Consider the following 20205-nt stretch of genomic DNA (forward strand, 5'->3'; position numbering starts at 1 on the left):
AGGTCCAATGCGGGTAGGGACGTTCGTACTGGCCGGCCAGTACCCCGGCCAGTCGGCGGAGGAAGCGCTGGAGCGGGCGCTGCGCGGGGCCGGGGCCGCCGAGGCAGCCGGGCTCGACGCGGTCTGGCTGGCAGAGCACCACTTCGTGCCGTACGGAGTCTGCCCGTCAGCGGCCACCCTCGCGGCCTTCCTGCTGGGGCGCACTCGTCGGATCGGGGTGGGCACGGCGGTCAGCGTGCTGCCCAACGTGCACCCCGTGGCGCTCGGCGAGCAGACCGCGCTGCTGCATCTGACCTCACGCGGGCGCTTCACCCTGGGAGTGGGCCGCGGCGGTCCCTGGACCGACCTGGAGGTTTTCGGCGGAGGGGCAGCGGCCTACGAGACGGGATTCCCCGAATCGCTGGACCTGCTGCTGCGCTGGCTGCGCGAACCGCGGGTCGGAGCGGACGGCGAGCGCTACCGGTTCCGCGAGGTGCCGGTCGTCCCCCGCCCGGCCCAGCAGCCTCCGGTGATCGTCGCCTGCACCTCGCCGGGCACGGTGCGGCTGGCGGCCCGGCACGGTCTTCCGATGCTGCTGGGCATGCACACCGGGGACGAGGAGAAGGCTGACGCCGTGGCACTGTGGCGGTCGGCTGCCCGGGAGGCCGGCCACAGCCCGGAGGCCGTGGCGGGTGCCGAGCACGTGTCGGCGGGCGTGGTGCAGATCGCCGACACCAGGACGGAGGCGGTGCGGACCCTGCGCCGCGCGATGCCCGGCTGGTTCCGTGAAGGGCTGGCGGCGCACCGGACCGTGGACGGCCGGGAGCGCCCCATGCGGGATCCGCTGGCCTACACCGAGCTGCTGTGCGACCTCCACCCGGTCGGCCCGCCCCGGCTGTGTGCGGACCGGCTCGCCGCCACCGCGGAGCGCACCGGTATCAGGCGCTTCGCACTGCTCGCCGAGGGCTCGGGGGACACGGCCGCCACCGAACTGAACATCCGCCGGCTGGGCGCCGAGGTGCTGCCGCTGCTGCCGCGGGACACGGCAGCAGCGGCACACACCGTGCCCGGGGTGGTGCCGGTGGCCGCGGCGCGCTGAACAGCTTTCGCCGGCCGCCGGACCGGCCGGGGAAGGTCAGTGATCAGCAGTCACGCAGCTCCGGGGACTGGTTGAGGAGCTGCCCCCGGATGGAGCGGAAGCGGGCGAGGCGGTCGTCGACCGCCGCGTCCAGCGGGAAGACCGCAACCCGATGGCAGTTCTGGAAGGCCAGCCGCACGCCGAAGTGCCGTTCCAGGGCACCTCGTATCGCGTCGCTGGCGAGAGCACGCAGCAGCTGGCCACGGGCCTGCTCGTCCGGCGGCGGAGTGGTGTTGTCGGCGAACTCACCGCCGTCCACCTTGAGCTGTGCGGCCAGGGAGCTGATCATGCCCCAGGCATAGGGCAGGGACTCACGAACGCAGTCGACGAAAGCCGCTTCATCGACCTCGCCCCGCTCAGCCTGCTCGAGCAGCACCGGTGAGACGTCGAGCGACATGGAGTTCTCCTCTCGGACCCCCGAGGTCAGGGGTCGGGCGGATGGCTTCGGGGAAGCGCGCAGCCGGGCAGGCCCGGGTAACCGGACGACCGCGTACGGCGACAGTCCCCGCTCCCCACCGTAAGCCGCCCGGCACCGCAATGTCAGTGGAACGGGCACATAACTGGCCATCCCCGAACAGTGATTCTTCCGGAATCGGTCACGCCCGAGGTGACGTGGCACTCCCGGCCGGTCGTCCAGTAGCGTGACCGACCATGCGTCTCGTCATCGCCCGCTGCTCCGTCGACTACGCCGGCCGCCTCACCGCTCACCTCCCCGCGGCACCGCGTCTGATCCTGGTGAAGGCCGACGGCTCGGTCTCCATCCACGCCGACGACCGGGCGTACAAGCCCCTCAACTGGATGTCTCCGCCCTGCACGCTCAAGGAGGACAACGGGGACGGCTCGGGCGTGTGGACCGTCCAGAACAAGGCGGGCGAGAAACTGATCATCACCATGGAGGAAGTCCTTCACGACTCCTCCCACGAACTGGGCGTGGACCCCGGTCTCATCAAGGACGGCGTGGAGGCCCACCTCCAGGAACTGCTGGCCGACCGCATGGAAACCCTCGGCGAGGGATGGACACTGATCCGGCGGGAATTCCCCACCGCCATCGGCCCGGTGGACATCCTGGGGCGGGACGCGGGGGGTGTCACGGTCGCCATCGAGATCAAGCGGCGCGGTGAGATCGACGGCGTGGAGCAGCTGACCCGCTACCTCGAACTCCTCAACCGCGACCCGCACCTCGCCCCGGTCCGCGGCGTCTTCGCCGCCCAGGAGATCAAGCCGCAGGCCCGCGTGCTGGCCACCGACCGGGGCATCGACTGCGTGGTGCTGGACTACGACGCGCTGCGCGGCATCGACGACGACAAGCTCCGCCTGTTCTGACGCCCGGCGCCCGGTCGTGAGGAGACCGGGGCGGCTGCCCGGCCTCCTCACGCCCTCGCGGTGCTCAGATGGTGACGGTCTGCGGGCCCTCGGGGGTGGACGGCCCGGGGCTGATGGTGCCCCCCGTGGTGGCGGTGGGCGACGGCTCTGCGGTCGCCGAGCTGCTCGGTGGGCTGTCCGAGCCTCCTTCGTCGTCCTCGCCGCCGTTGCTCCCCCCCGTGGGGTCCTCGGGGTCCTCGGTCGGACCAGGGTCCTCCTCGTCGTCACCGGGATTCGGCGGAGTGGTCGTGGGACTTGTGCTGGGTCCTCCCGGGGAGCCGCCGGTCCGGCCGCCGTCCGTGCTCTCTGCGGGGTCCCGGGTGGACGTCGGCTCGGAGCTTTCCGAAGGAGTCACGGGCTCCTCGGAGGTCTCCTCCTCCGTCGGCACCGGGTCCTCGACGACCGGGTCCTCCTGGGGAGGCTCCTCCTCCGTCTCGTCCTCGGTGGGAGCGGCCGGTTCGTGGCTGGGCCCGCTGTCCGGCTCGCCGAGCGTGGGGCCGGTGGGCCGCTCGTCGTCGGCCACATCGCCCTCGCCGGAGGTCATGCCGAGCGTGACCACCGTGCCGAGCACGGCCGCCAGCAGCACTCCGGCTCCGGCGGCCACCGCGTTGCGGCGGGCACCGGCCACTGCCATCCGGCGCACCCCGGCCGGCTGTTCGTGCACCGTCGGAGCGGTGGGCGGCGCCTGTCGCGGAATGACCTCGGTGACGGCCTCGGTGCCCGCGTCGCGGTCCGCGGCGTGCCCGCTGTCCCCGCCGTCCGCACCGGTCGCCCCGAACGGTCCGAAGACCTGCTCGGCGGTGTCCGGCACGGAGGCCGGGGGAACGGCCGGGCCCTTGGTCAGCGCGAGCGGCCCGCCGGCGGCCGAGGACGGGGCGGCGGGCAGGGCGCGCGGTGCGGTCAGGTCGTCCACCAGCGCCAGCGCCCGCCTTCCGGCGACCGCTCCACCGGTGTCCGCGAGCACGCCGCGCAGGGCGATCGACGCCTCCAGTTCGGCCCGCGCCCGGTCCAGTTGCCCCTGGCAGACGGCGAGCACGCCGAGCTCGTGGTGGAAGTAGGCCTGCTGGGCCACCTCGCCGACCGTGCGGGCGGACTCCTGGCCGCTGCGCAGCACCCGCTCCCACACTCCCCAGCGCAGCGAGGCCGCCAGCAGCGGGGCGGCGGTGCGGGCCAGGGCGGTGACCGCGGCCGCGTGACCGGCGCGCTGGGCGGCCGTGACGACCGCCACCAGCGCCTCTCCCTCGCCGGCCACTTCCCAAGGGCTTGCGGCGGGCTCGGACAGCCACCAGGTGTAGTGCTGGGCAGCGGTGAGCGCCCGGTCGGCGGCGTCGCGGTCGTAGCCGGCCTCGGTGAGTCGCTCGGTCACCCCGGATGCCAGCCGGTGACGGCCGCCGGCCGAGGTGACCAGCCCGCAGTCGAGGAGACGGTCCTGGACGCCGTCGGCTCCGGCCTCCCCGATCAGCTCCGACAGCCGTGCCCGGCCCGGCAGTTCGCCACCGAGGGCCACGGCGATCCGGAGTGCTTCCCGCGCGCCGTCGTCCAGTCCTCCGGCCAGCGTGCCGATCGGGTCCCGGTCGGTGCCGCCACCGGCCCGGAGCACCGCACCGGCCTGCAGGAACCGCAGCGGAAGCCCTTCGGACTCGAACCACAGGTCCGCCGCCCAGTCGGTCTCCTCACCGGTCAGCGGCCGCCCGGCGGTGGTTTCGAGCATTTCCAGGCATGCTGTCCGGCTCAGCCCGGAGAGTGCCACTTCCTCGATGTGCGGCTCACCGGACGGCGCGGGCACCTCGGGAGTGGCCGCCATGAGGTAGGCGCACTCGGGGGTGGCGGTCAGCAGCCGCTGGAGGGCCTGGCCTCCGAACTCCAGGTCGTCCAGGATCACCACCGCGCCGATTTCCCGCAGTGCGGCGCGCAGTTCGGTGGGGCCGGGACGGTACTTCAGCGACTGGTGGACCGCGGCGTACAGCTCCTGGAGCAGATCGTCGGCGTTGCGCCGGTGGCCGCTCAGGCTGATGACTCCGTCCGGGGCCAGGTCGGCGCAGTCCGCGGCCACCGCCGCCAGCAACGAGGTGCGGCCGGTGCCGCGGGCACCGGTCAGCCGCACCGACCTGCCCCTGGTCAGCAGCCGGGTCAGCCGCTCCCGCTCCTCCTCGCGCTCCAGCAGCGGACGGCTCGCGGCGCCCGGCAGTCCCGCGCCGCCGCCGTCCGGTGCCGGCCGGCGGCGCGGTGATATCGGGCGCCGGCCGGGAGGGCAGGACTCGATCTCGCTGCCGTCCACCGGGTTGACCGTCAGCAGGAAGTCACCGGCGACGATCTCCACGATGCGCCCCGGTCCGCCCCCGGCCTGCTGCTGCCTTGCGGGCTTGTCGCCGTGGGGTGCCGGGTGGTTCTCCATTGGTCACAGTCCCTCTGGTGCGGGGCGGACGACGCCGCTGGCCATGTCAACGCTCTCGTTGCTACCACTGCGGCCGGCCGGCGCCTGTCACCGGGCCGCCCCGGCATCGTAGAGGGCTTTTCGCGGACCACGAGGGGTCATGACGCGATCGTAAGAATCCTGTGCAGCCGGGTGGCCACCAGCAGCCGCTGCATCTGCGGCGGTACGGCCCGCAGCACCAGGCGCCGGCCGCAGCGTCCCGCCCGGCGGTGCGCTCCCATGATGACCCCCAGGCCGGTCGCGTCCCAGGAGTCCAGCTGCGCCAGATCCAGCACCAGGTCCCCCTCGCCGGAGTCCAGGGCAAGGTGCAGGGCGGTCCGGGCGTCGGCGGCACTGCGCACGTCCAGGCGTCCTCCGACGACCAGCTCGGTGTGGTCGCCCTTGATGTGCATGTGTGCTCCCCGGATGTGCTGCCTGCTGGGTCCTGTGTCTTTCGAGTGTTACCGGAAACGACCGCTCCGGTGGTCACGCGGTTTCCGTCCGTACCCGAGCCGGTGTCCAAACCACCCAAGCGGGTGAGGCGGACCGGGGCCGGGCCCGGCCGGGCACGGACGGCCGCGAAGGGAGTGGTCAGTAGCTGTAGAAGCCCTGGCCGCTCTTGCGCCCGAGGTCGCCGGCGTCCACCATCCGGCGCATCAGCTCCGGCGGGGCGAACTTCTCGTCCTGGGACTCCGTGTAGATGTTCTCGGTTGCGTGCAGCAGGATGTCCACGCCGGTGAGGTCGGCCGTGGCGAGCGGCCCCATGGCGTGTCCGAAGCCCAGCTTGCAGGCGACGTCGATGTCCTCGGCCGTGGCGACCCCGGACTCGTACAGTTTGGCGGCCTCGACCACCAGCGCGGAGATCAGCCTGGTGGTGACGAAGCCGGCGACGTCCCGGTTGACGACGATGCAGGTCTTGCCGGTGCTCTCGGCGAACTCCCGGGCGGCGGCCAGGGTCTCGTCGCTCGTCTTGTGCCCGCGCACCAGCTCGCACAGGCCCATCATCGGGACCGGCGAGAAGAAGTGTGTGCCCACCACACGCTCGGGCCGTCCGGTGGCCGCCGCGATCTTGGTGATGGGAATGGCGGAGGTGTTGGAGGCCAGCACTGTGCTGTCCTTCACCAGTCCGTCGAGGGTCCGGAAGATCTCCTGCTTGATCTCGATCTTCTCGAACACCGCCTCGACGACCACGTCGGCGTCGCCCGCCGCGTCCAGATCGGTGGTGGTCGTGATCCGGGCGAGCGCCGCCTGGGCATCCGCCGCGTCCAGCTTGCCCTTGGCGACGAACTTCTCGTAAGAGGCCTCGATGCCGGCCCTTCCCCGGGCCAGCGCCTCATCGGTGACGTCGCGCAGCACCACGTCCCAGCCCGCCTGTGCGGACACCTGTGCGATGCCGGACCCCATGAGTCCGGCCCCGATGACGGCGAGCTTCCTGGCCACGTCCATAACCCCTTCGCTGCGGTTGGTGCCTCTCAGCTGGACCCTAGTCGCCGTGAGTCGCCGGTGGGGGGAGAAGAGATGCGCGTCACGTCTCATATGCTGGACATCACATGCCACGCGGGGCAGTTCGCCCCTCCGGCGGCGCCCACGGGGCCGGCGGGCGGCGGGGCGGCGGGTGGCCCGTCCGGGTCCCGGCGCTACTCTCGCCCCATGGTGAACCTCACTCGGATCTACACCCGCACCGGCGACCAGGGCACGACAGCGCTCGGCGACATGAGCCGTACCCACAAGACGGATCTGCGGATCGGGGCCTACGCGGACGTCAACGAGGCCAACGCCGTGATCGGGGTGGCACTCGCGCTCGGCGAACTGCCGGAGGAGGTGCGTGCCGTGCTGGTCCGGGTGCAGAACGACCTGTTCGATGTCGGCGCCGACCTGGCCACCCCGGTCGTGCCGGACCCGGAGCACCCGCCGCTGCGCGTCGAGCAGGGCTACATCGACAAGCTGGAGGCGGACTGCGACCGCTTCCTCGCGGACCTGGAGAAGCTGCGCAGCTTCATCCTGCCGGGCGGCACCCCGGCCGCGGCGCTGCTGCACCAGGCCTGCACGGTGGTCCGGCGCGCCGAGCGCTCCACCTGGGCCGCGCTGGCCGAGCACGAGGAGTCCATGAACCAGCTCACCGCCACCTATCTCAACCGGTTGTCGGACCTGCTGTTCATCCTGGCCCGCACGGCCAATCAGGAGGTGGGCGACGTGCTCTGGGTGCCCGGCGAGAACCGCTGAGGCTCCCGGGGCGTCCGCTTGGGCCACACCCAGTAGGTGAGGGCGATGACGGCGTGGACACCGGCCACCGCCCATCCGCGCCCCTGCCACTCCCCCAGCGCCTCGGTGCGGACCGGGTCCGCGATGACCTGGATCATGATCTCCAGCACCGCCCAGGCCAGAACGACCGCCACCAAGGTCCGCAGCCACATCACCGTCTCGTGCCGGGCCCTGGCCACGCCGTAGCGGGGCGGCGGGACCGGCCGGGGCCCGCCGCCCAGGCGGTGGGCGGCGTGGCCGTCCGCCCACCGGATCAGGTAGTGGCCGTAACCGACGGAGAACCCGAGGTAGAGGGCGGCCAGCCCGTGCGCGGCCGAGGGCTGGGCCCCGGCCCGCAGGTCGATCGCCGTCGCGGCCAGCAGGAACAGGTCCACGAGCGGCACGCACAACAGCAGCACCGCGCCGGCCCCGGGCCTGCGCAGCAGGTAGCGCACGGCCAGCCCGGCGGCGAGCACCATCCAGAACGCGATCTCGGCGGCTACGACGAGGGCGACGATCATGCGGGCTCCTTCCGTCCCGCTCAGCCTGCCCGGTCGTGCCGCCCGGCGCGTCGTCGCCGGTGAGGATACGGTTCTGCATCTTTCGTCGCAGTCGCCCGCCGGTCCGGCTGCGCCGTCCGGTGACCCGGGCGTGGTTCAGCCCAGCAGGCCGAGGACCAGAAGAACGACGCCCAGGCCCGCGCAGCACGCCGCCGCCACCCGCAAGCCGGTGCTCTGCCGCAGCCCGGAGCGCACCAGTTCCTCCTCGCTGCGGGTGGACACGATGAAGTGCCCGCCGTCCTCCGGCTCGCCGATGACGAGGCTGCCGCCCGCGTCACTGACCTCGCCGAGCACGTACAGCCTGCGGCCGGCCGGGAGCACCCACTCCTCGTGCTGGTAGCCGATGGTGTCGCCGCCTCCGGAGGTCAGCGGCACCGACAGGGAGCCGATGCGGAGCTCGGCGCCGGTGCGGCCGCCGCGCTCGAAGCGGTCCAGCACCTTCTCCGCGCCGTCCACGCGGTTCTTGGCCGGGTCGACGGTGATCTCCCCGGTGTCGTCCCGGACGGCGAACGGCGATCCGCTGATGTGCTGGGAGACGACCGAGCTGCGCTCCTGGCGCTTGCGGTTGCCCTCGCTGTCGGTGGTGGTCTCCCAGTACTTGTGGGTGACCGTGTGCCGGTGCCACACGCAGGCGGTGCCCGACAGCTCCGCGGTGAGTTCCCCGGAGCCGGACGCCTGTGCCACTCCGACCACTTCGCAGCGGTACCGGAAGTTGCCCTCCCCCGCCGCGTCGGCCGCCGCCCGGTGCAGTTCTCTCAGTTCTCCCACCGGGAGCGTCTCGGCTGTCGTCATGGCCCTGACCCTGCCCTGCGCCCGATGTGCCAGCACGGCACAGACCGCCGCCGCCACCAGCGCTATCGCCCCGATCACCATCATGGGTATCCCCCTGTTGTGCCTTTCGGTCCGTCGCTCCGCCGGACCGGCTGGCGGGACTCTACCGGAGCGACCCGGCCGAGGACCCGGGCCGTCGGGCCGTGCTGAGATGGAGTCATGCCGTCGCTGCCCCGCCCGCACCGCCATGACCTGCTGATCGCCGGCGTCGGTCTGGCCGCCGGTGTCCTGAGCATCGCACTGGGGTTCTCCGTCGTCGGGCCGCTGCCCGAGCACGCCGCGGGTCCGGCGCTGATTCCCCTGCTGGCGATGTGCGCGGCCGCCGCGTTGCGCCGGACGGCGCAGCCCTGGGCACTCCTGCTGGCCGCCGCCGCGGTGGCCGCCGATCTGTTCACGGGCCCGCTCCTGGTCGTGCTGGTGCTGTTCTCCGACCTGGTCTACGCGGCGGTGCTCTACGGCCCCCGGCGGTGGTCCAGGGCCCTGCTGCCCCTGTCCGTGGTGTTCTCGGTGGCGGTGACGATCGCCGTGCTGGCCGTCCGCCCGCACCCGGACGCGCTGGTCGCGGGGGTGATTACTGCCTCTCTCACCGTCGCGCCCGCCTGGACCGGCGTGGTCGTGCGCGACCACCGCAACGCCGCCCTCGCCGAGCGGCTGCGCTCCGAGCAGACGGCACTGCTGGCCGAGATGGACCGGGTCCAGGCGGTGGCCGGGGAGCGGGCCCGGATGGCGAGGGAACTGCACGACGTGGTGGCCAATCATCTCTCCGCCATAGCAGTGCACTCCACGGCCGCCCTGTCGCTGGACCAGTGGCCGGCCGCCCGGGAGTCGTTGGTGGTGATCCGGGAGAACAGCACGCAGGGCCTGGCGGAGATGCGCCGGCTGATCGGCATTCTGCGGGATCCGGACGCCGGGGACGGCGTGGAGATCGTTCCGGGGCCGGACGGTCTCGGGGTTCTGCTGGACCGGGCCCGACGGGGCGGTGCGGCGTCCGGCCTGCGTTTCGGCGCCCGCGACGAACGCGCCCCCGGCACCCGCCTGCCCGCACCGGTCGAACTCGCGGCCCACCGGATCGTGCAGGAATCCCTGACCAACGCGGTCAAGCACGCGGCTGCCGGGGAGGTGGTGGTGTGGATCAGGCTGGACGACGGCGTCCTGAGCATCACGGTCACCAGCCCGTACGGCGACCGTGACGGGCCTCGGGCGCCGGGCTCGGGCGCCGGCCTGACGGGCATGCGGGAGCGCGCGGAACTCCTGGGCGGTACCTTCGAGGCCGGCCGGACCACGGCCGGTGACAGCTGGCGGGTCCGGGCCGAACTGCCCGTGGACGCCGGGAGATCCGGGGAGGGAGGCCACCTGCCGTGAGCATCCGGGTGATCGTCGCCGAGGACCAGGCGGCGGTGCGTACCGGTCTGGTCCTGATTCTGGGGAGCACCCCGGACATCGAGGTGGTGGCGGAGGCGGCGGACGGCGAGGAAGCAGTGCGGCTCGCCCGTGAGCTGCGTCCTGATCTGGTGCTGATGGACCTTCGGATGCCGCGCCTGGACGGGGTGTCCGCCACCGGGCGGATCACCGCCGAGCGCCTGGCCGATGTCCTGGTGCTCACCACCTTCGATCTGGACTCCTACGTCTTCGGGGCGCTGCGGGCCGGGGCCACCGGCTTCCTGCTCAAAGACAGCGACGCGCAGACCCTGGTCTCCGCCGTGCGCACGGTTGCGGGCGGGCAGGGACTGATCGCGCCGGAGGTGACCCGGCGGCTCCTCACCGAGTTCGCCCGCCGGCAGCCTGCGCCCGCGGAGCCGGGCCCGTCGGTGCGGGCGCTGCCCTCACTGACCCCGCGGGAACGGGAGGTGCTGGGCCTGCTGGGGCGCGGAATGTCCAACGCCCAGATCGCCGGCAGTCTGCGGATGGCCGAGGCCACGGTGAAGTCCCACGTCAGCAGGGTGCTGCACAAGCTCGGGCTGCGCAGCCGGGTGCAGGCGGCCATCCTCGCCCGCGAGCAGCAGATCTGACGGGCCGCCGGCTCGCGTTCCCGACCGCCACGGTCCTTTCCGGCCCTTTCCGGTGACGGGTCTTAACCGGATCTTAAGGCTGCCCGAAGAGGGCCCGAAGGCGGTCGGCACCCCATTGCGTGCTGGTCCAGACCTGCTTAGGCTCCCCTCCCACCGCGTAGCAGCAGCACGGCACGCGGTCACCCCCACCTGTCCGGCCCGGGCCGGATCGACTTCGAGGAGCAGCCGTTGAGTACCGGAGAACGAGCCGCGCGCCGCACCCGCCGCGCGGTCGTCGCCCTCGCGGCGGCCGTGGCGCTGCCGCTGGGCGGAGCGGTGACACTCCCGACGGCGCACTCATGACCGCCATCCACGGAGGACTGCGGCGGCAGGGGCCCCGGGCCGCAGCCGGGGGAGGGCGCAAGGGGGGCCTGAGCCCTCTCCCGGCTGCCTGCCGCCGCCCGAGGGCGGCGGCCCGCCTGTGATGTCAGTGCGGGGGCAGCCCTCTCCCGCATCGCGCGCACTCGCGGGCACGGGGGTCGTCTGCGAGGCGTCCGCACTCGGGGCAGACCCGGTGCAGCAGGCACGCCGCCTCGCCGCCCTCCGGCTCCTCCGCGGCCCGTTCCCCGGCGGCCCGCCCGTCGGGCGACGGGGTGGCCCTCTGCTCCGGTTCCATGCTCACCCTCCCTGGTCACAGCGGTGCGAGGCCCACGCGTGCGCCCGGAAGGCGGATCCTACGCCGCCTTCGGGGGCGCCACCACGGCGCGCGGCGTCGCCGGTCCGCTCCGTCGCTTCCCCACCCAACTGGACTTTGGTCCAGACCTATTGACCTATGGTCCAGACCTCTCTACGCTCGCGGCACGTTGCGGTGACAGCGCCATGACACGACCGCGGCACGGCCGGAACGGCGCCTCCCCCCATCGGCCGTCCGGCCGCACCTGTCCCACCGATCACTCCAGGAGCCTCACGTGAGACCTGAACACAGCCCGGACCGCAGAAGAGCCCGAGGGCTCAGACGCGCCCTGATCGCCGTCCTCACCGCGCTCGCCCTCCCCCTGACCGCCATGGTGGCCCTGGCGAGCCCCGCCCAGGCGGCGACCGCCTCCGCCACGTACACCAAGGTCTCCGACTGGGGCACCGGGTTCACCGGCCAGTGGACCATCACCAACACCGGCTCCGCCCCGCTGCCCGGCTGGACGGTCGAATGGACCTTCCCCGAGGGCACCACGGCCGGCACCGCCTGGGACGCCCGCCTCACCCGGGACGGCAACCGCTACACGGCCACCAACCCCGCCTGGGCCGGCCCGCTCGCCCCCGGCCAGAGCGCCAGCTTCGGCTTCAACGGCACCGGCTCCGGCAGCCCCTCCGGCTGCCGCGTCAACGGAGCCTCCTGCGACGGTTCCGATCCCCAGCCGGAAGGTCCCGGCGCCCCCGGCACCCCGGTGGCCGGATCGGTCACCGCCACCTCGGTCGAACTGAGCTGGACCCCCGCCACCGGCGGGACCGCCATCAAGAACTACGACGTGCTGCGCAACGGCACCGTGGTGGCCACCACCACCCGGACCGGCCACACCGACACCGGGCTGTCCGCCGGCACCTCCTACACCTACACGGTGATCGCCCGTGACACCGCGGACCGCACCGGCCCCGCAAGCTCCCCGCTGACCGTGCGCACCCCCGGCGACGGCGGAGGCCCGGGCGCGGACCACATCAACCTCGGGTACTTCACCGAGTGGGGCGTCTACGACCGCAACTACCACGTCAAGAACATCGTGGACTCGGGTTCCGCCGAGAAGATCACCCACATCAACTACGCCTTCGGCAACGTCCAGGGCGGTGAGTGCACCATGGGTGACGCCTACGCCGCCACCGACCGCTTCTACAGCGCCGCGGAAAGCGTGGACGGCACGGCCGACTCCTGGGACACCGGCGCGCTGCGCGGCAACTTCAACCAGCTCAAGAAGCTCAAGGAGAAGCACCCGCACATCAAGGTGCTGTGGTCGTTCGGCGGCTGGACCTGGTCCGACGGCTTCGGCCAGGCCATGCAGAACCCCGAGCGGTTCGCCAAGTCCTGCTACGACCTGGTCAACGACCCCCGCTGGGCCGGCGTCTTCGACGGCATCGACCTGGACTGGGAGTACCCCAACGCCTGCGGCAACACCTGCGACAACAGCGGACCGAAGGTGTTCGGCGACATGATGCGCGCCTTCCGCACCCAGTTCGGCGACCAGCTGGTCACCGCCGCCATCACCGCCGACGCCTCCGAGGGCGGGAAGATCGACGCCGCCGACTACGCCAGGGGCGCCCAGTACAGCGACTACCTGCTGGTCATGACCTACGACTTCTTCGGCGCCTGGGCGGCGCAGGGGCCGACCGCTCCGCACTCCCCGCTGCACGCCTACAACGGCATCCCGCAGGCCGGCTTCCACTCCGACGCCGCCATCCAGAAGCTCATTGCCCTCGGCGTCCCGCCCGAGAAGCTGGCCCTGGGCATCGGCTTCTACGGCCGCGGCTGGACCGGCGTCACCCAGTCCGCCCCCGGCGGCACCGCCACCGGACCGGCCCCGGGCACCTACGAACAGGGCATCGAGGACTACAAGATCCTCAAGAACCGCTGCCCGTCCACCGGCACCATCGCGGGTACCGCCTACGCCCACTGCGGCAACCAGTGGTGGAGCTACGACACCCCGCAGACCGTCGCCGGGAAGATGACCTACGCCAAGCAGCAGGGTCTGGGCGGCGCCTTCTTCTGGGAGTTCAGCGGTGACACCACGGGCGGCGAGCTCGTGACCGCCATCCACAACGGCCTGCGGTAACCCGCGGCCCGGCAGACCGCAGCCGGGGAGAGGGGAGGCCCCCCTCTCCCCGGCTGCTCCATGTGCTTCGAGCGAGGGCCGCGCCGAGGACGAGGACAGGTCTCAGGCGACGTTGACGCGCTGACCGGGGGGCGCGGCCTCCAGCCACGCCAGGAAGCCGGTGAGGGCGTCCTCACTCATCGCCAGTTCGAGATCGAGACCGTCGTGCCGGCAGTTGAGAACCAGAGCGCCGGACAGCAGCGCGAACTCCTCGTCGCCCTGCGGGTGACGGCGCTCGCGCACCTGGATCCGGTCACGCTCCAGGGTGAGCCGGGGCCGTGGGGCATAGGAGAACACCCGGAACCACTCGATGTGATCCCCGTTGTACCGGGCGACCCCGTAGATCCATCCCTTGCCCGCCGACTGCCCGGACCGGGGAGGCTCCCAGCGGGCGCTGCAGTCGAAGGTGCCGCCGGAGCGCTGGATGATGCGCCGGCGCATCCCGAAGACCAGCAGCCCCAGCAGTACCAGTGCGAGCACCGCACCGCAGGCAAGCAGAGCGAGGACCATGCCGACCGACCTCCTCGCTCTCGTGGACCTTCAACTACACCGTGTCAGCGTCCGGCCGCCGCGGCGCGCAGTCGCACTTCGGCGCGTCGTTCGGCGGCCGCGTCCGCGTCGCCCTTCGCGCCCTCCAGCGCCCGCTCCGCGCGCTCGACGTCGATCTCCTCGGCCAGCTCGGCGACCTCCGCCAGGAGCGTCAGCTTACCGTCCGTGTACGAGATGAAGCCGCCGTGCACCGCTGCGACGACCGTGCCTTCCCCGCTCTCACCCGTCGTGCGGATGGTCACCGGGCCCTCGACCAGCACGCCGAGCAGCGGCTGGTGGTTGGGCATGATGCCGATGTCGCCCGACGTGGTGCGCGCGACGACCAGGCCGGCCTTGCCGGACCAGACCTGGCGGTCCGCGGCGACCAACTCGACGTGCAGCTCAGCCACGATGGCTCCTCATCACTGGTTCTTGGTCGTGAAGTTCTTGATCAAAGTCTGTGGTGGGGCGGGCGAGGGGGCGGGACGGCCGTCCCGCCCCCTCGCACCGGAGCGGGGTCAGGAGACGCCCAGCTCCTTGGCCTTGGCCTTCAGGTCGTCCAGGCCACCGCACATGAAGAATGCCTGCTCGGGGTAGTGGTCGAACTCACCGTCCGCGATCGCGTTGAACGCGGTGATGGACTCGTCCAGCGAGACGTCCGAGCCGTCCATGCCGGTGAACTGCTTCGCCGCGTGGGTGTTCTGCGACAGGAAGCGCTCGATACGGCGGGCGCGGTGGACGGTGAGCTTGTCCTCCTCGCCGAGCTCGTCGATACCCAGAATGGCGATGATGTCCTGGAGGTCCTTGTACTTCTGCAGGATCCCCTTGACCCGGGAGGCGCAGTCGTAGTGGGCCTGCGAGATGAACCGCGGGTCCAGGATCCGGGAGGTGGAGTCCAGCGGGTCCACCGCCGGGTAGATGCCCTTCTCCGAGATCGGCCGCGACAGCACCGTGGTGGCGTCCAGGTGGGCGAAGGTGGTCGCCGGGGCCGGGTCGGTCAGGTCGTCCGCGGGCACGTAGATCGCCTGCATGGAGGTGATCGAGTGACCACGGGTCGAGGTGATGCGCTCCTGGAGCACACCCATCTCGTCCGCCAGGTTCGGCTGGTAGCCCACCGCGGAGGGCATGCGGCCCAGCAGGGTGGACACCTCGGAGCCGGCCTGGGTGAAGCGGAAGATGTTGTCGATGAAGAACAGCACGTCCTGCTTCTGCACATCGCGGAAGTACTCCGCCATGGTCAGACCGGCCAGCGCCACCCGCAGACGGGTGCCCGGCGGCTCGTCCATCTGGCCGAAGACCAGCGCGGTCTGGGGAAGCACCCCGGACTCGGCCATCTCCTCGATCAGGTCGTTGCCCTCACGGGTGCGCTCGCCGACGCCGGCGAACACGGAAACGCCCTCGTGCAGCTTGGCCACACGCATGATCATTTCCTGGATGAGGACGGTCTTGCCGACGCCCGCGCCACCGAACAGACCGATCTTGCCGCCCTTGACGTACGGGGTCAGCAGGTCGACGACCTTCAGGCCGGTCTCGAACATCTCGGTCTTGGACTCGAGCTGGTCGAAGGCGGGGGCCTTGCGGTGGATCGGCCAGCGCTCGGTGACCTCGGCCTCGGCCTCGGGCTCGTTCAGGATGCGGCCCAGGGTGTTGAACACCCGGCCCTTGGTGACGTCACCGACCGGCACGGTGATGCCGTTGCCGGTGTTGGTCACCTGGGCCTGGCGCACCAGGCCGTCGGTGGGCTCCATGGAGATGGCGCGCACCAGGCCCTCGCCCAGGTGCTGTGCGACCTCCAGGGTCAGGGTCTTGGTGGCACCCTCGGTGGAGGGGTCCACGACCTCGACGGTCAGCGCGTTGTAGATCTCCGGCATCGAGTCGACGGGGAACTCCACGTCCACGACCGGGCCGATGACCCGCGCGACGCGACCCGTCGAGGTGCCCGTCTGTGGGGCCGTCTCAACAGAAGCAGTCATTGTTATCGGTCACTCCCCGCGCTCGCGTCGGCCAGGGCGCTCGCGCCACCGACGATCTCGCTGATTTCCTGGGTGATGTCGGCCTGGCGGGCCGCGTTGGCAAGCCGCGTGAGCGACTTGATGAGGTCTTCCGCGTTGTCCGTGGCCGACTTCATCGCCCGGCGGCGGGCGGCGTGCTCGGAAGCGGCCGACTGCAGCAGGGCGTTGTAGATCCGGCTCTCCACGTACCGCGGGAGCAGGGCGTCGAGGACCTGCTCGGCCCCCGGCTCGAAGTCGTACAGCGGCAGCAGCTGGGCGCCCTTGGTGAAGACGGCCGCGGAGTCCTCGGCCGACTTCCCGAAGGTCATCGGCAGCATCCGCCGGTCCACCGCGGTCTGCGTCATCATCGAGACGAACTCGGTGAAGACGATGTGCAGCTCGTCCACGCCGCCGTGGGCGGTGTCCTTCTCCATGGCGGCGATGAGCGGTGCCGCCACGCGCTTGGCGTCCTCGTAGGTCGGGCTGTCGGTGAAGCCGGTCCACGACTCCTCCACCGGGCGCTCCCGGAAGGAGTAGTACGAGGCGCCCTTGCGGCCCACCACGAAGGACTTGACCTCCTTGCCCTCACTGATGAGCCGGGCGGTCGCCTCCTCCGCGGCCTTGATGGCGTTGCTGGAGTAGCCGCCGGCCAGACCGCGGTCGCTCGTGATGAGCAGCAGCGCGGCCCGCACCGGGTGCTCGGACTCGGTGGTCAGCGGGTGCTTGATGTCCGAGCTGTAGGCCACCGCGCCCACCGCTTCGGTGAGCTGCTCGGCGTACGGAGTGGAGGCCGCCACCTGGCGCTGCGCCTTGACGATGCGCGAGGCGGCGATCATCTCCATCGCCTTGGTGATCTTCTTGGTGGCCGTGATGGATTTGATCCGGCGCTTGTATACGCGAAGCTGAGCGCCCATGGATCAGCCCTCGCCCAGCAGCTTGCCGTCCGCGGTCTCGAACTGCTGCTTGAACTTGTTGACCGCGCCGGCCACGGCCTGCAGCGTGTCGTCGGACATCTTGCCGCCCTCACGGATGCCGGTCATCAGGTCCCGGTACTCGCGGCCGAGGTAGTCCAGCAGCTCCTTCTCGAAGCGGCGGATGTCCTCGACCGGGATGTCGTCCATCATGCCGTTGGTACCGGCCCAGACGGAGACGACCTGGTTCTCGGTCGGGAAGGGGTTGTACTGCTCCTGCTTGAGCAGCTCCACCATGCGCTTGCCGCGCTCCAGGGCCGCCTTGGAGGCCGCGTCCAGGTCGGAACCGAAGGCGGCGAACGCCTCCAGCTCGCGGAACTGGGCGAGGTCCACGCGCAGCGAGCCGGTGATCTGCTTCATCGCCTTGTGCTGCGCGGAGCCACCGACCCGGGAGACGGAGATACCGACGTTCAGCGCCGGCCGCTGGCCCGCGTTGAACAGGTCCGACTCCAGGAAGCACTGGCCGTCGGTGATGGAGATGACGTTGGTCGGGATGAACGCCGAGACGTCGTTCGCCTTGGTCTCGACGATCGGCAGACCGGTCATCGAGCCGGCCCCCATCTCGTCGGAGAGCTTGGCGCAGCGCTCCAGCAGCCGGGAGTGCAGGTAGAAGACGTCGCCCGGGTAGGCCTCGCGGCCCGGCGGGCGGCGCAGCAGCAGGGAGACCGCGCGGTAGGCGTCGGCCTGCTTCGACAGGTCGTCGAAGACGATCAGGACGTGCTTGCCCTGGTACATCCAGTGCTGGCCGATGGCCGAGCCGGTGTAGGGGGCCAGGTACTTGAAGCCGGCCGGGTCCGAGGCCGGGGCGGCCACGATGGTCGTGTACTCCAGGGCACCGGCCTCCTCCAGCGCACCGCGCACGGAGGCGATGGTGGAGCCCTTCTGGCCGACCGCGACGTAGATGCAGCGGACCTGGCGGCTGGGGTCGCCGGTGCGCCAGTTGTCGCGCTGGTTGATGATCGTGTCGACGGCCAGCGCGGTCTTGCCGGTCTGCCGGTCGCCGATGATCAGCTGGCGCTGACCGCGGCCGACCGGGGTCATGGTGTCGACGGCCTTGTAGCCGGTCTCCATCGGCTCGTGCACCGACTTGCGCTGCATGACCGTGGGAGCCTGCAGCTCCAGCGCGCGACGCTCGGTGGTGCCGATCTCGCCGAGGCCGTCGATCGGGTTGCCCAGCGGGTCGACGACCCGGCCGAGGTAGCCCTCGCCGACGCCGACGGAGAGCACCTCGCCGGTGCGGCGCACCGGCTGGCCCTCCTCGATGCCGCTGAACTCACCGAGGACGACGGCACCGATCTCGCGCTCCTCGAGGTTGAGGGCGAGGCCGAGGGTGCCGTCCTCGAACTTCAGCAGTTCGTTCGCCATGGCCGAGGGAAGACCCTCGACCTTCGCGATGCCGTCCATGGCCTGCGATACCGTGCCGACCTCTTCGCGCGAGGCGGCGTCCGGCGTGTACGACTGGACGAAATTCTCCAGCGCGTCCCGGATCTCATCCGGCCGGATCGTGAGCTCCGCCATCTGGGTTCCCTGCTCTCCTAGTTGGGACCGTAAGTGTTTCCCGGCTGGGCCCGGGGGGCGTCCCCCCGGGGATCCGCAGCTCGTACGGCCCAACTCGGGCCGCTGAATACTGCTTGTTGAGTTGGTGGGGCGGTGTGCGCCGTCAGCCCGCCATCCGCCGGACCACCTCGTCGAGGCGGTCGGAGACGGTGCCGTTGATGACCTCGTCGCCGATCCGGACGGAGATCCCGCCGAGGACCGTGGGGTCCACGTCGAGGTTGAGCTGGACGGGACGGCCGTACAGCCTGGCCAGCACGTCGCCCAGGCGCTGCCGCTGCGCGTCGGTGAGCGGTACCGCCGAGGTGACCATCGCCACCGAGCGGCCCCGCCGCTCCGCGGCGAGCGCGGACAGCGCTTCGAGTCCCGCTTCCAGGCTACGGCCTCGCGGATTTTCCACGAGCCTGACCACCAGGCGCTCGGTGACGTCCTGGGCACGGCCGCCGAGCAGCCGGTGCACCAGTTCGCTCCTCGCGGCCTTGGCGGCCGGGCTGTCGTCCTTCGCGCCCAGGGCTCCGCGCAGCTCCGGCGAGGTCGCGACGATCCGGCCGAACCGGAACAGCTCGTCCTCGACGGAGTCCAGGGTGCCCTGGCGCTCCGCGGCGACCAGGTCGGTGGTGTCCGCCAGCTGCTCGACGGCGTCCACCAGGTCGCGCGACGCGGACCACCGCGAACGGACCATGCCGGACACCAGATCGACGCACTCCCCGCCGACCTGGCCGGTCAGCAGCCGTCCGGCCAGTCCGGCCTTGGCCTCCCCGGCCTGGGCCGGGTCGGTGAGCACCCTGCGCAGCGAGACCTCGCGGTCCAGCAGCGCGGTGACGGAGGCCAGCTCACCGGCGAGTGCGGCGACGTCCACACCGGTGTTGTCCACCAGTGCGTCCAGCCGCTCCCGCGCGGCAGCCAGCGCCTCGCGGCTGGCTCCCATCATCATCGGGCGGCCTCGGCCTTCTCCTCGAGCTCGTCGAGGAACCGGTCGATGGTGCGGCTCTGCCGGGCGTGGTCCTCCAGGGACTCACCGACGAGCTTGCCGGCCAGTTCGGTGGCGAGCTTGCCGATGTCCTGCCGGAGCACCTCCGCGGCCTGCTTGCGGTCGGCGGCGAGCTGGGCGTGGCCGGCGGCGAGGATCTCCTCGCGCTGCCGCTGGCCTTCCTCACGCATCTCGGCGATGAGTGCGGCACCCTGCTCCTGTGCCTCCTGGCGCAGCCGCGCGGCCTCGTGCCGGGCGTCGGCCAGCTGGGCGCGGTACTCCTCCAGGGTCTGGCGAGCCTCGGCCTGGGTGGCCTCGGCCCTCTCCATGCCGCCTTCGATGGCTTCCCGCCGCTCCTCCAGCGCCTGGTTGATGCGCGGGACGAGGAACTTGTAGAAGACAGCGAAGATGATGCCGAAGCAGATCAGGCCGATGACGACCTCGGGCCACACCGGCAGAACAGGGCTCTGCGGCTCTTCGGCGGCCAGGTACATCATGGTGGACCTTTCGTCAGTAATGGCCTCGGACAGTTATGGCCTCGGTCCGGTCAGCTGAAGATGAACGGAACGATGAAACCGATCAGCGCGAGGGCCTCGACGACGGCGAAGCCGAGCAGCATGTTCTGCCGGATGAGGCCGGCGGCCTCGGGCTGACGGGCGATGGCCTGGACACCGTTACCGAAGATGATGCCGATACCGATACCGGGGCCGATGGCGGCGAGGCCGTAGCCGACGGTGCCGATGTTGCCTTCGATGGCGGCGAGGACGTCCATGTCAGTTGGTTCCTTCTCTTGGTTGGCCGGTGGTGTTCTGTCCACCGGACGT

General features: G+C 71.5%; 21 protein-coding genes. 6 read left to right on the forward strand and 15 right to left on the reverse strand.

Annotation, left to right across the window (positions count from 1 at the left end; genetic code table 11):
• The first annotated feature begins 7 nt into the window (after positions 1 to 7).
• Complete coding sequence (locus ABD299_RS03630) at positions 8 to 1078, forward strand: LLM class flavin-dependent oxidoreductase (RefSeq protein ID WP_344258792.1); 1071 nt, start codon at positions 8 to 10, stop codon at positions 1076 to 1078.
• Positions 1079 to 1121: 43 nt separating this feature from the next.
• Here ABD299_RS03630 and ABD299_RS03635 read toward each other — a convergent pair whose 3' ends face one another.
• Entirely contained in the window at positions 1122 to 1514 is a 393-nt protein-coding gene (locus tag ABD299_RS03635; RefSeq protein WP_344258793.1) for an SCO5389 family protein, read from the reverse strand.
• Between the two features lie 254 nt (positions 1515 to 1768).
• Between ABD299_RS03635 and nucS the strand changes: the two genes are divergently transcribed.
• Positions 1769 to 2440, forward strand: coding sequence for an endonuclease NucS (nucS, locus tag ABD299_RS03640; protein WP_344258795.1), 672 nt, complete (start codon positions 1769 to 1771; stop codon positions 2438 to 2440).
• A gap of 64 nt (positions 2441 to 2504) precedes the next feature.
• On the opposite strand, the gene ABD299_RS03645 is transcribed toward nucS, so the two are convergent.
• The 3 genes from ABD299_RS03645 to ABD299_RS03655 all read right to left on the reverse strand — a co-directional run bounded on the left by ABD299_RS03645 (position 2505) and on the right by ABD299_RS03655 (position 6332).
• Positions 2505 to 4874, reverse strand: coding sequence for a P-loop NTPase family protein (locus ABD299_RS03645; protein WP_344258796.1), 2370 nt, complete (start codon positions 4872 to 4874; stop codon positions 2505 to 2507).
• Positions 4875 to 5011: 137 nt separating this feature from the next.
• Positions 5012 to 5305 carry an STAS domain-containing protein gene (locus tag ABD299_RS03650; RefSeq protein ID WP_344258797.1) on the reverse strand — a complete coding sequence of 98 codons (294 nt, stop codon included), beginning with the start codon at positions 5303 to 5305 and terminating at the stop codon, positions 5012 to 5014.
• 178 nt (positions 5306 to 5483) lie between these two features.
• The gene (locus tag ABD299_RS03655) at positions 5484 to 6332 is read right to left on the reverse strand and encodes a 3-hydroxyacyl-CoA dehydrogenase family protein (RefSeq protein WP_344258798.1); all 849 of its coding nucleotides are present in this window, start codon (positions 6330 to 6332) and stop codon (positions 5484 to 5486) included.
• 210 nt (positions 6333 to 6542) lie between these two features.
• Here ABD299_RS03655 and ABD299_RS03660 point away from each other — a divergent pair, with 210 nt between their 5' ends.
• Positions 6543 to 7115, forward strand: coding sequence for a cob(I)yrinic acid a,c-diamide adenosyltransferase (locus ABD299_RS03660; protein WP_344258799.1), 573 nt, complete (start codon positions 6543 to 6545; stop codon positions 7113 to 7115).
• Here ABD299_RS03660 and ABD299_RS03665 read toward each other — a convergent pair.
• Together ABD299_RS03665 and ABD299_RS03670 are read right to left on the reverse strand one after the other, a co-directional pair.
• Positions 7070 to 7654, reverse strand: a complete 585-nt coding sequence (locus ABD299_RS03665; protein ID WP_344258800.1) for a hypothetical protein — start codon at positions 7652 to 7654, stop codon at positions 7070 to 7072. The genes ABD299_RS03660 and ABD299_RS03665 overlap by 46 nt on opposite strands.
• A 135-nt stretch (positions 7655 to 7789) precedes the next feature.
• Complete coding sequence (locus ABD299_RS03670) at positions 7790 to 8569, reverse strand: E3 ubiquitin ligase family protein (protein ID WP_344258801.1); 780 nt, start codon at positions 8567 to 8569, stop codon at positions 7790 to 7792.
• A gap of 114 nt (positions 8570 to 8683) precedes the next feature.
• Between ABD299_RS03670 and ABD299_RS03675 the strand changes: the two genes are divergently transcribed.
• Positions 8684 to 9886: a sensor histidine kinase gene (locus tag ABD299_RS03675; protein WP_344258802.1), complete on the forward strand. Its 1203-nt coding sequence runs from the start codon at positions 8684 to 8686 to the stop codon at positions 9884 to 9886.
• The gene (locus tag ABD299_RS03680; RefSeq protein WP_344258803.1) at positions 9883 to 10533 is read left to right on the forward strand and encodes a response regulator; all 651 of its coding nucleotides are present in this window, start codon (positions 9883 to 9885) and stop codon (positions 10531 to 10533) included. The genes ABD299_RS03675 and ABD299_RS03680 overlap by 4 nt, the downstream gene beginning before the upstream one ends.
• A gap of 466 nt (positions 10534 to 10999) precedes the next feature.
• Here ABD299_RS03680 and ABD299_RS03685 read toward each other — a convergent pair whose 3' ends face one another.
• On the reverse strand, positions 11000 to 11188 hold the full coding sequence (locus ABD299_RS03685) for a hypothetical protein (protein WP_344258805.1): 189 nt from the start codon (positions 11186 to 11188) through the stop codon (positions 11000 to 11002).
• A 292-nt stretch (positions 11189 to 11480) separates the two neighbouring features.
• Between ABD299_RS03685 and ABD299_RS03690 the strand changes: the two genes are divergently transcribed.
• On the forward strand, positions 11481 to 13328 hold the full coding sequence (locus ABD299_RS03690; protein WP_486388904.1) for a glycosyl hydrolase family 18 protein: 1848 nt from the start codon (positions 11481 to 11483) through the stop codon (positions 13326 to 13328).
• Between the two features lie 102 nt (positions 13329 to 13430).
• Here ABD299_RS03690 and ABD299_RS03695 read toward each other — a convergent pair whose 3' ends face one another.
• The 8 genes from ABD299_RS03695 to atpE all read right to left on the reverse strand — a co-directional run bounded on the left by ABD299_RS03695 (position 13431) and on the right by atpE (position 20153).
• Entirely contained in the window at positions 13431 to 13877 is a 447-nt protein-coding gene (locus tag ABD299_RS03695; RefSeq protein ID WP_344258806.1) for a DUF2550 domain-containing protein, read from the reverse strand.
• 44 nt (positions 13878 to 13921) lie between these two features.
• Positions 13922 to 14305 carry a F0F1 ATP synthase subunit epsilon gene (locus tag ABD299_RS03700; RefSeq protein ID WP_344258807.1) on the reverse strand — a complete coding sequence of 128 codons (384 nt, stop codon included), beginning with the start codon at positions 14303 to 14305 and terminating at the stop codon, positions 13922 to 13924.
• Between the two features lie 108 nt (positions 14306 to 14413).
• Positions 14414 to 15868, reverse strand: a complete 1455-nt coding sequence (gene atpD, locus ABD299_RS03705; RefSeq protein WP_344258808.1) for a F0F1 ATP synthase subunit beta — start codon at positions 15866 to 15868, stop codon at positions 14414 to 14416.
• Between the two features lie 2 nt (positions 15869 to 15870).
• Positions 15871 to 16800 carry a F0F1 ATP synthase subunit gamma gene (locus ABD299_RS03710; protein WP_344258809.1) on the reverse strand — a complete coding sequence of 310 codons (930 nt, stop codon included), beginning with the start codon at positions 16798 to 16800 and terminating at the stop codon, positions 15871 to 15873.
• Between the two features lie 3 nt (positions 16801 to 16803).
• Complete coding sequence (gene atpA, locus ABD299_RS03715) at positions 16804 to 18375, reverse strand: F0F1 ATP synthase subunit alpha (RefSeq protein ID WP_344258810.1); 1572 nt, start codon at positions 18373 to 18375, stop codon at positions 16804 to 16806.
• A gap of 142 nt (positions 18376 to 18517) precedes the next feature.
• Complete coding sequence (locus tag ABD299_RS03720; RefSeq protein WP_344259012.1) at positions 18518 to 19342, reverse strand: F0F1 ATP synthase subunit delta; 825 nt, start codon at positions 19340 to 19342, stop codon at positions 18518 to 18520.
• Entirely contained in the window at positions 19342 to 19878 is a 537-nt protein-coding gene (locus ABD299_RS03725; protein ID WP_344258811.1) for a F0F1 ATP synthase subunit B, read from the reverse strand. The genes ABD299_RS03720 and ABD299_RS03725 overlap by 1 nt, the downstream gene beginning before the upstream one ends.
• 50 nt (positions 19879 to 19928) lie before the next feature.
• Positions 19929 to 20153 carry an ATP synthase F0 subunit C gene (gene atpE, locus ABD299_RS03730; protein WP_344258812.1) on the reverse strand — a complete coding sequence of 75 codons (225 nt, stop codon included), beginning with the start codon at positions 20151 to 20153 and terminating at the stop codon, positions 19929 to 19931.
• Between the last annotated feature and the right edge of the window lie 52 nt (positions 20154 to 20205).

This window comes from Streptomyces sodiiphilus, from assembly GCF_039529215.1.
Lineage (GTDB): Bacteria > Actinomycetota > Actinomycetes > Streptomycetales > Streptomycetaceae > Streptomyces > Streptomyces sodiiphilus.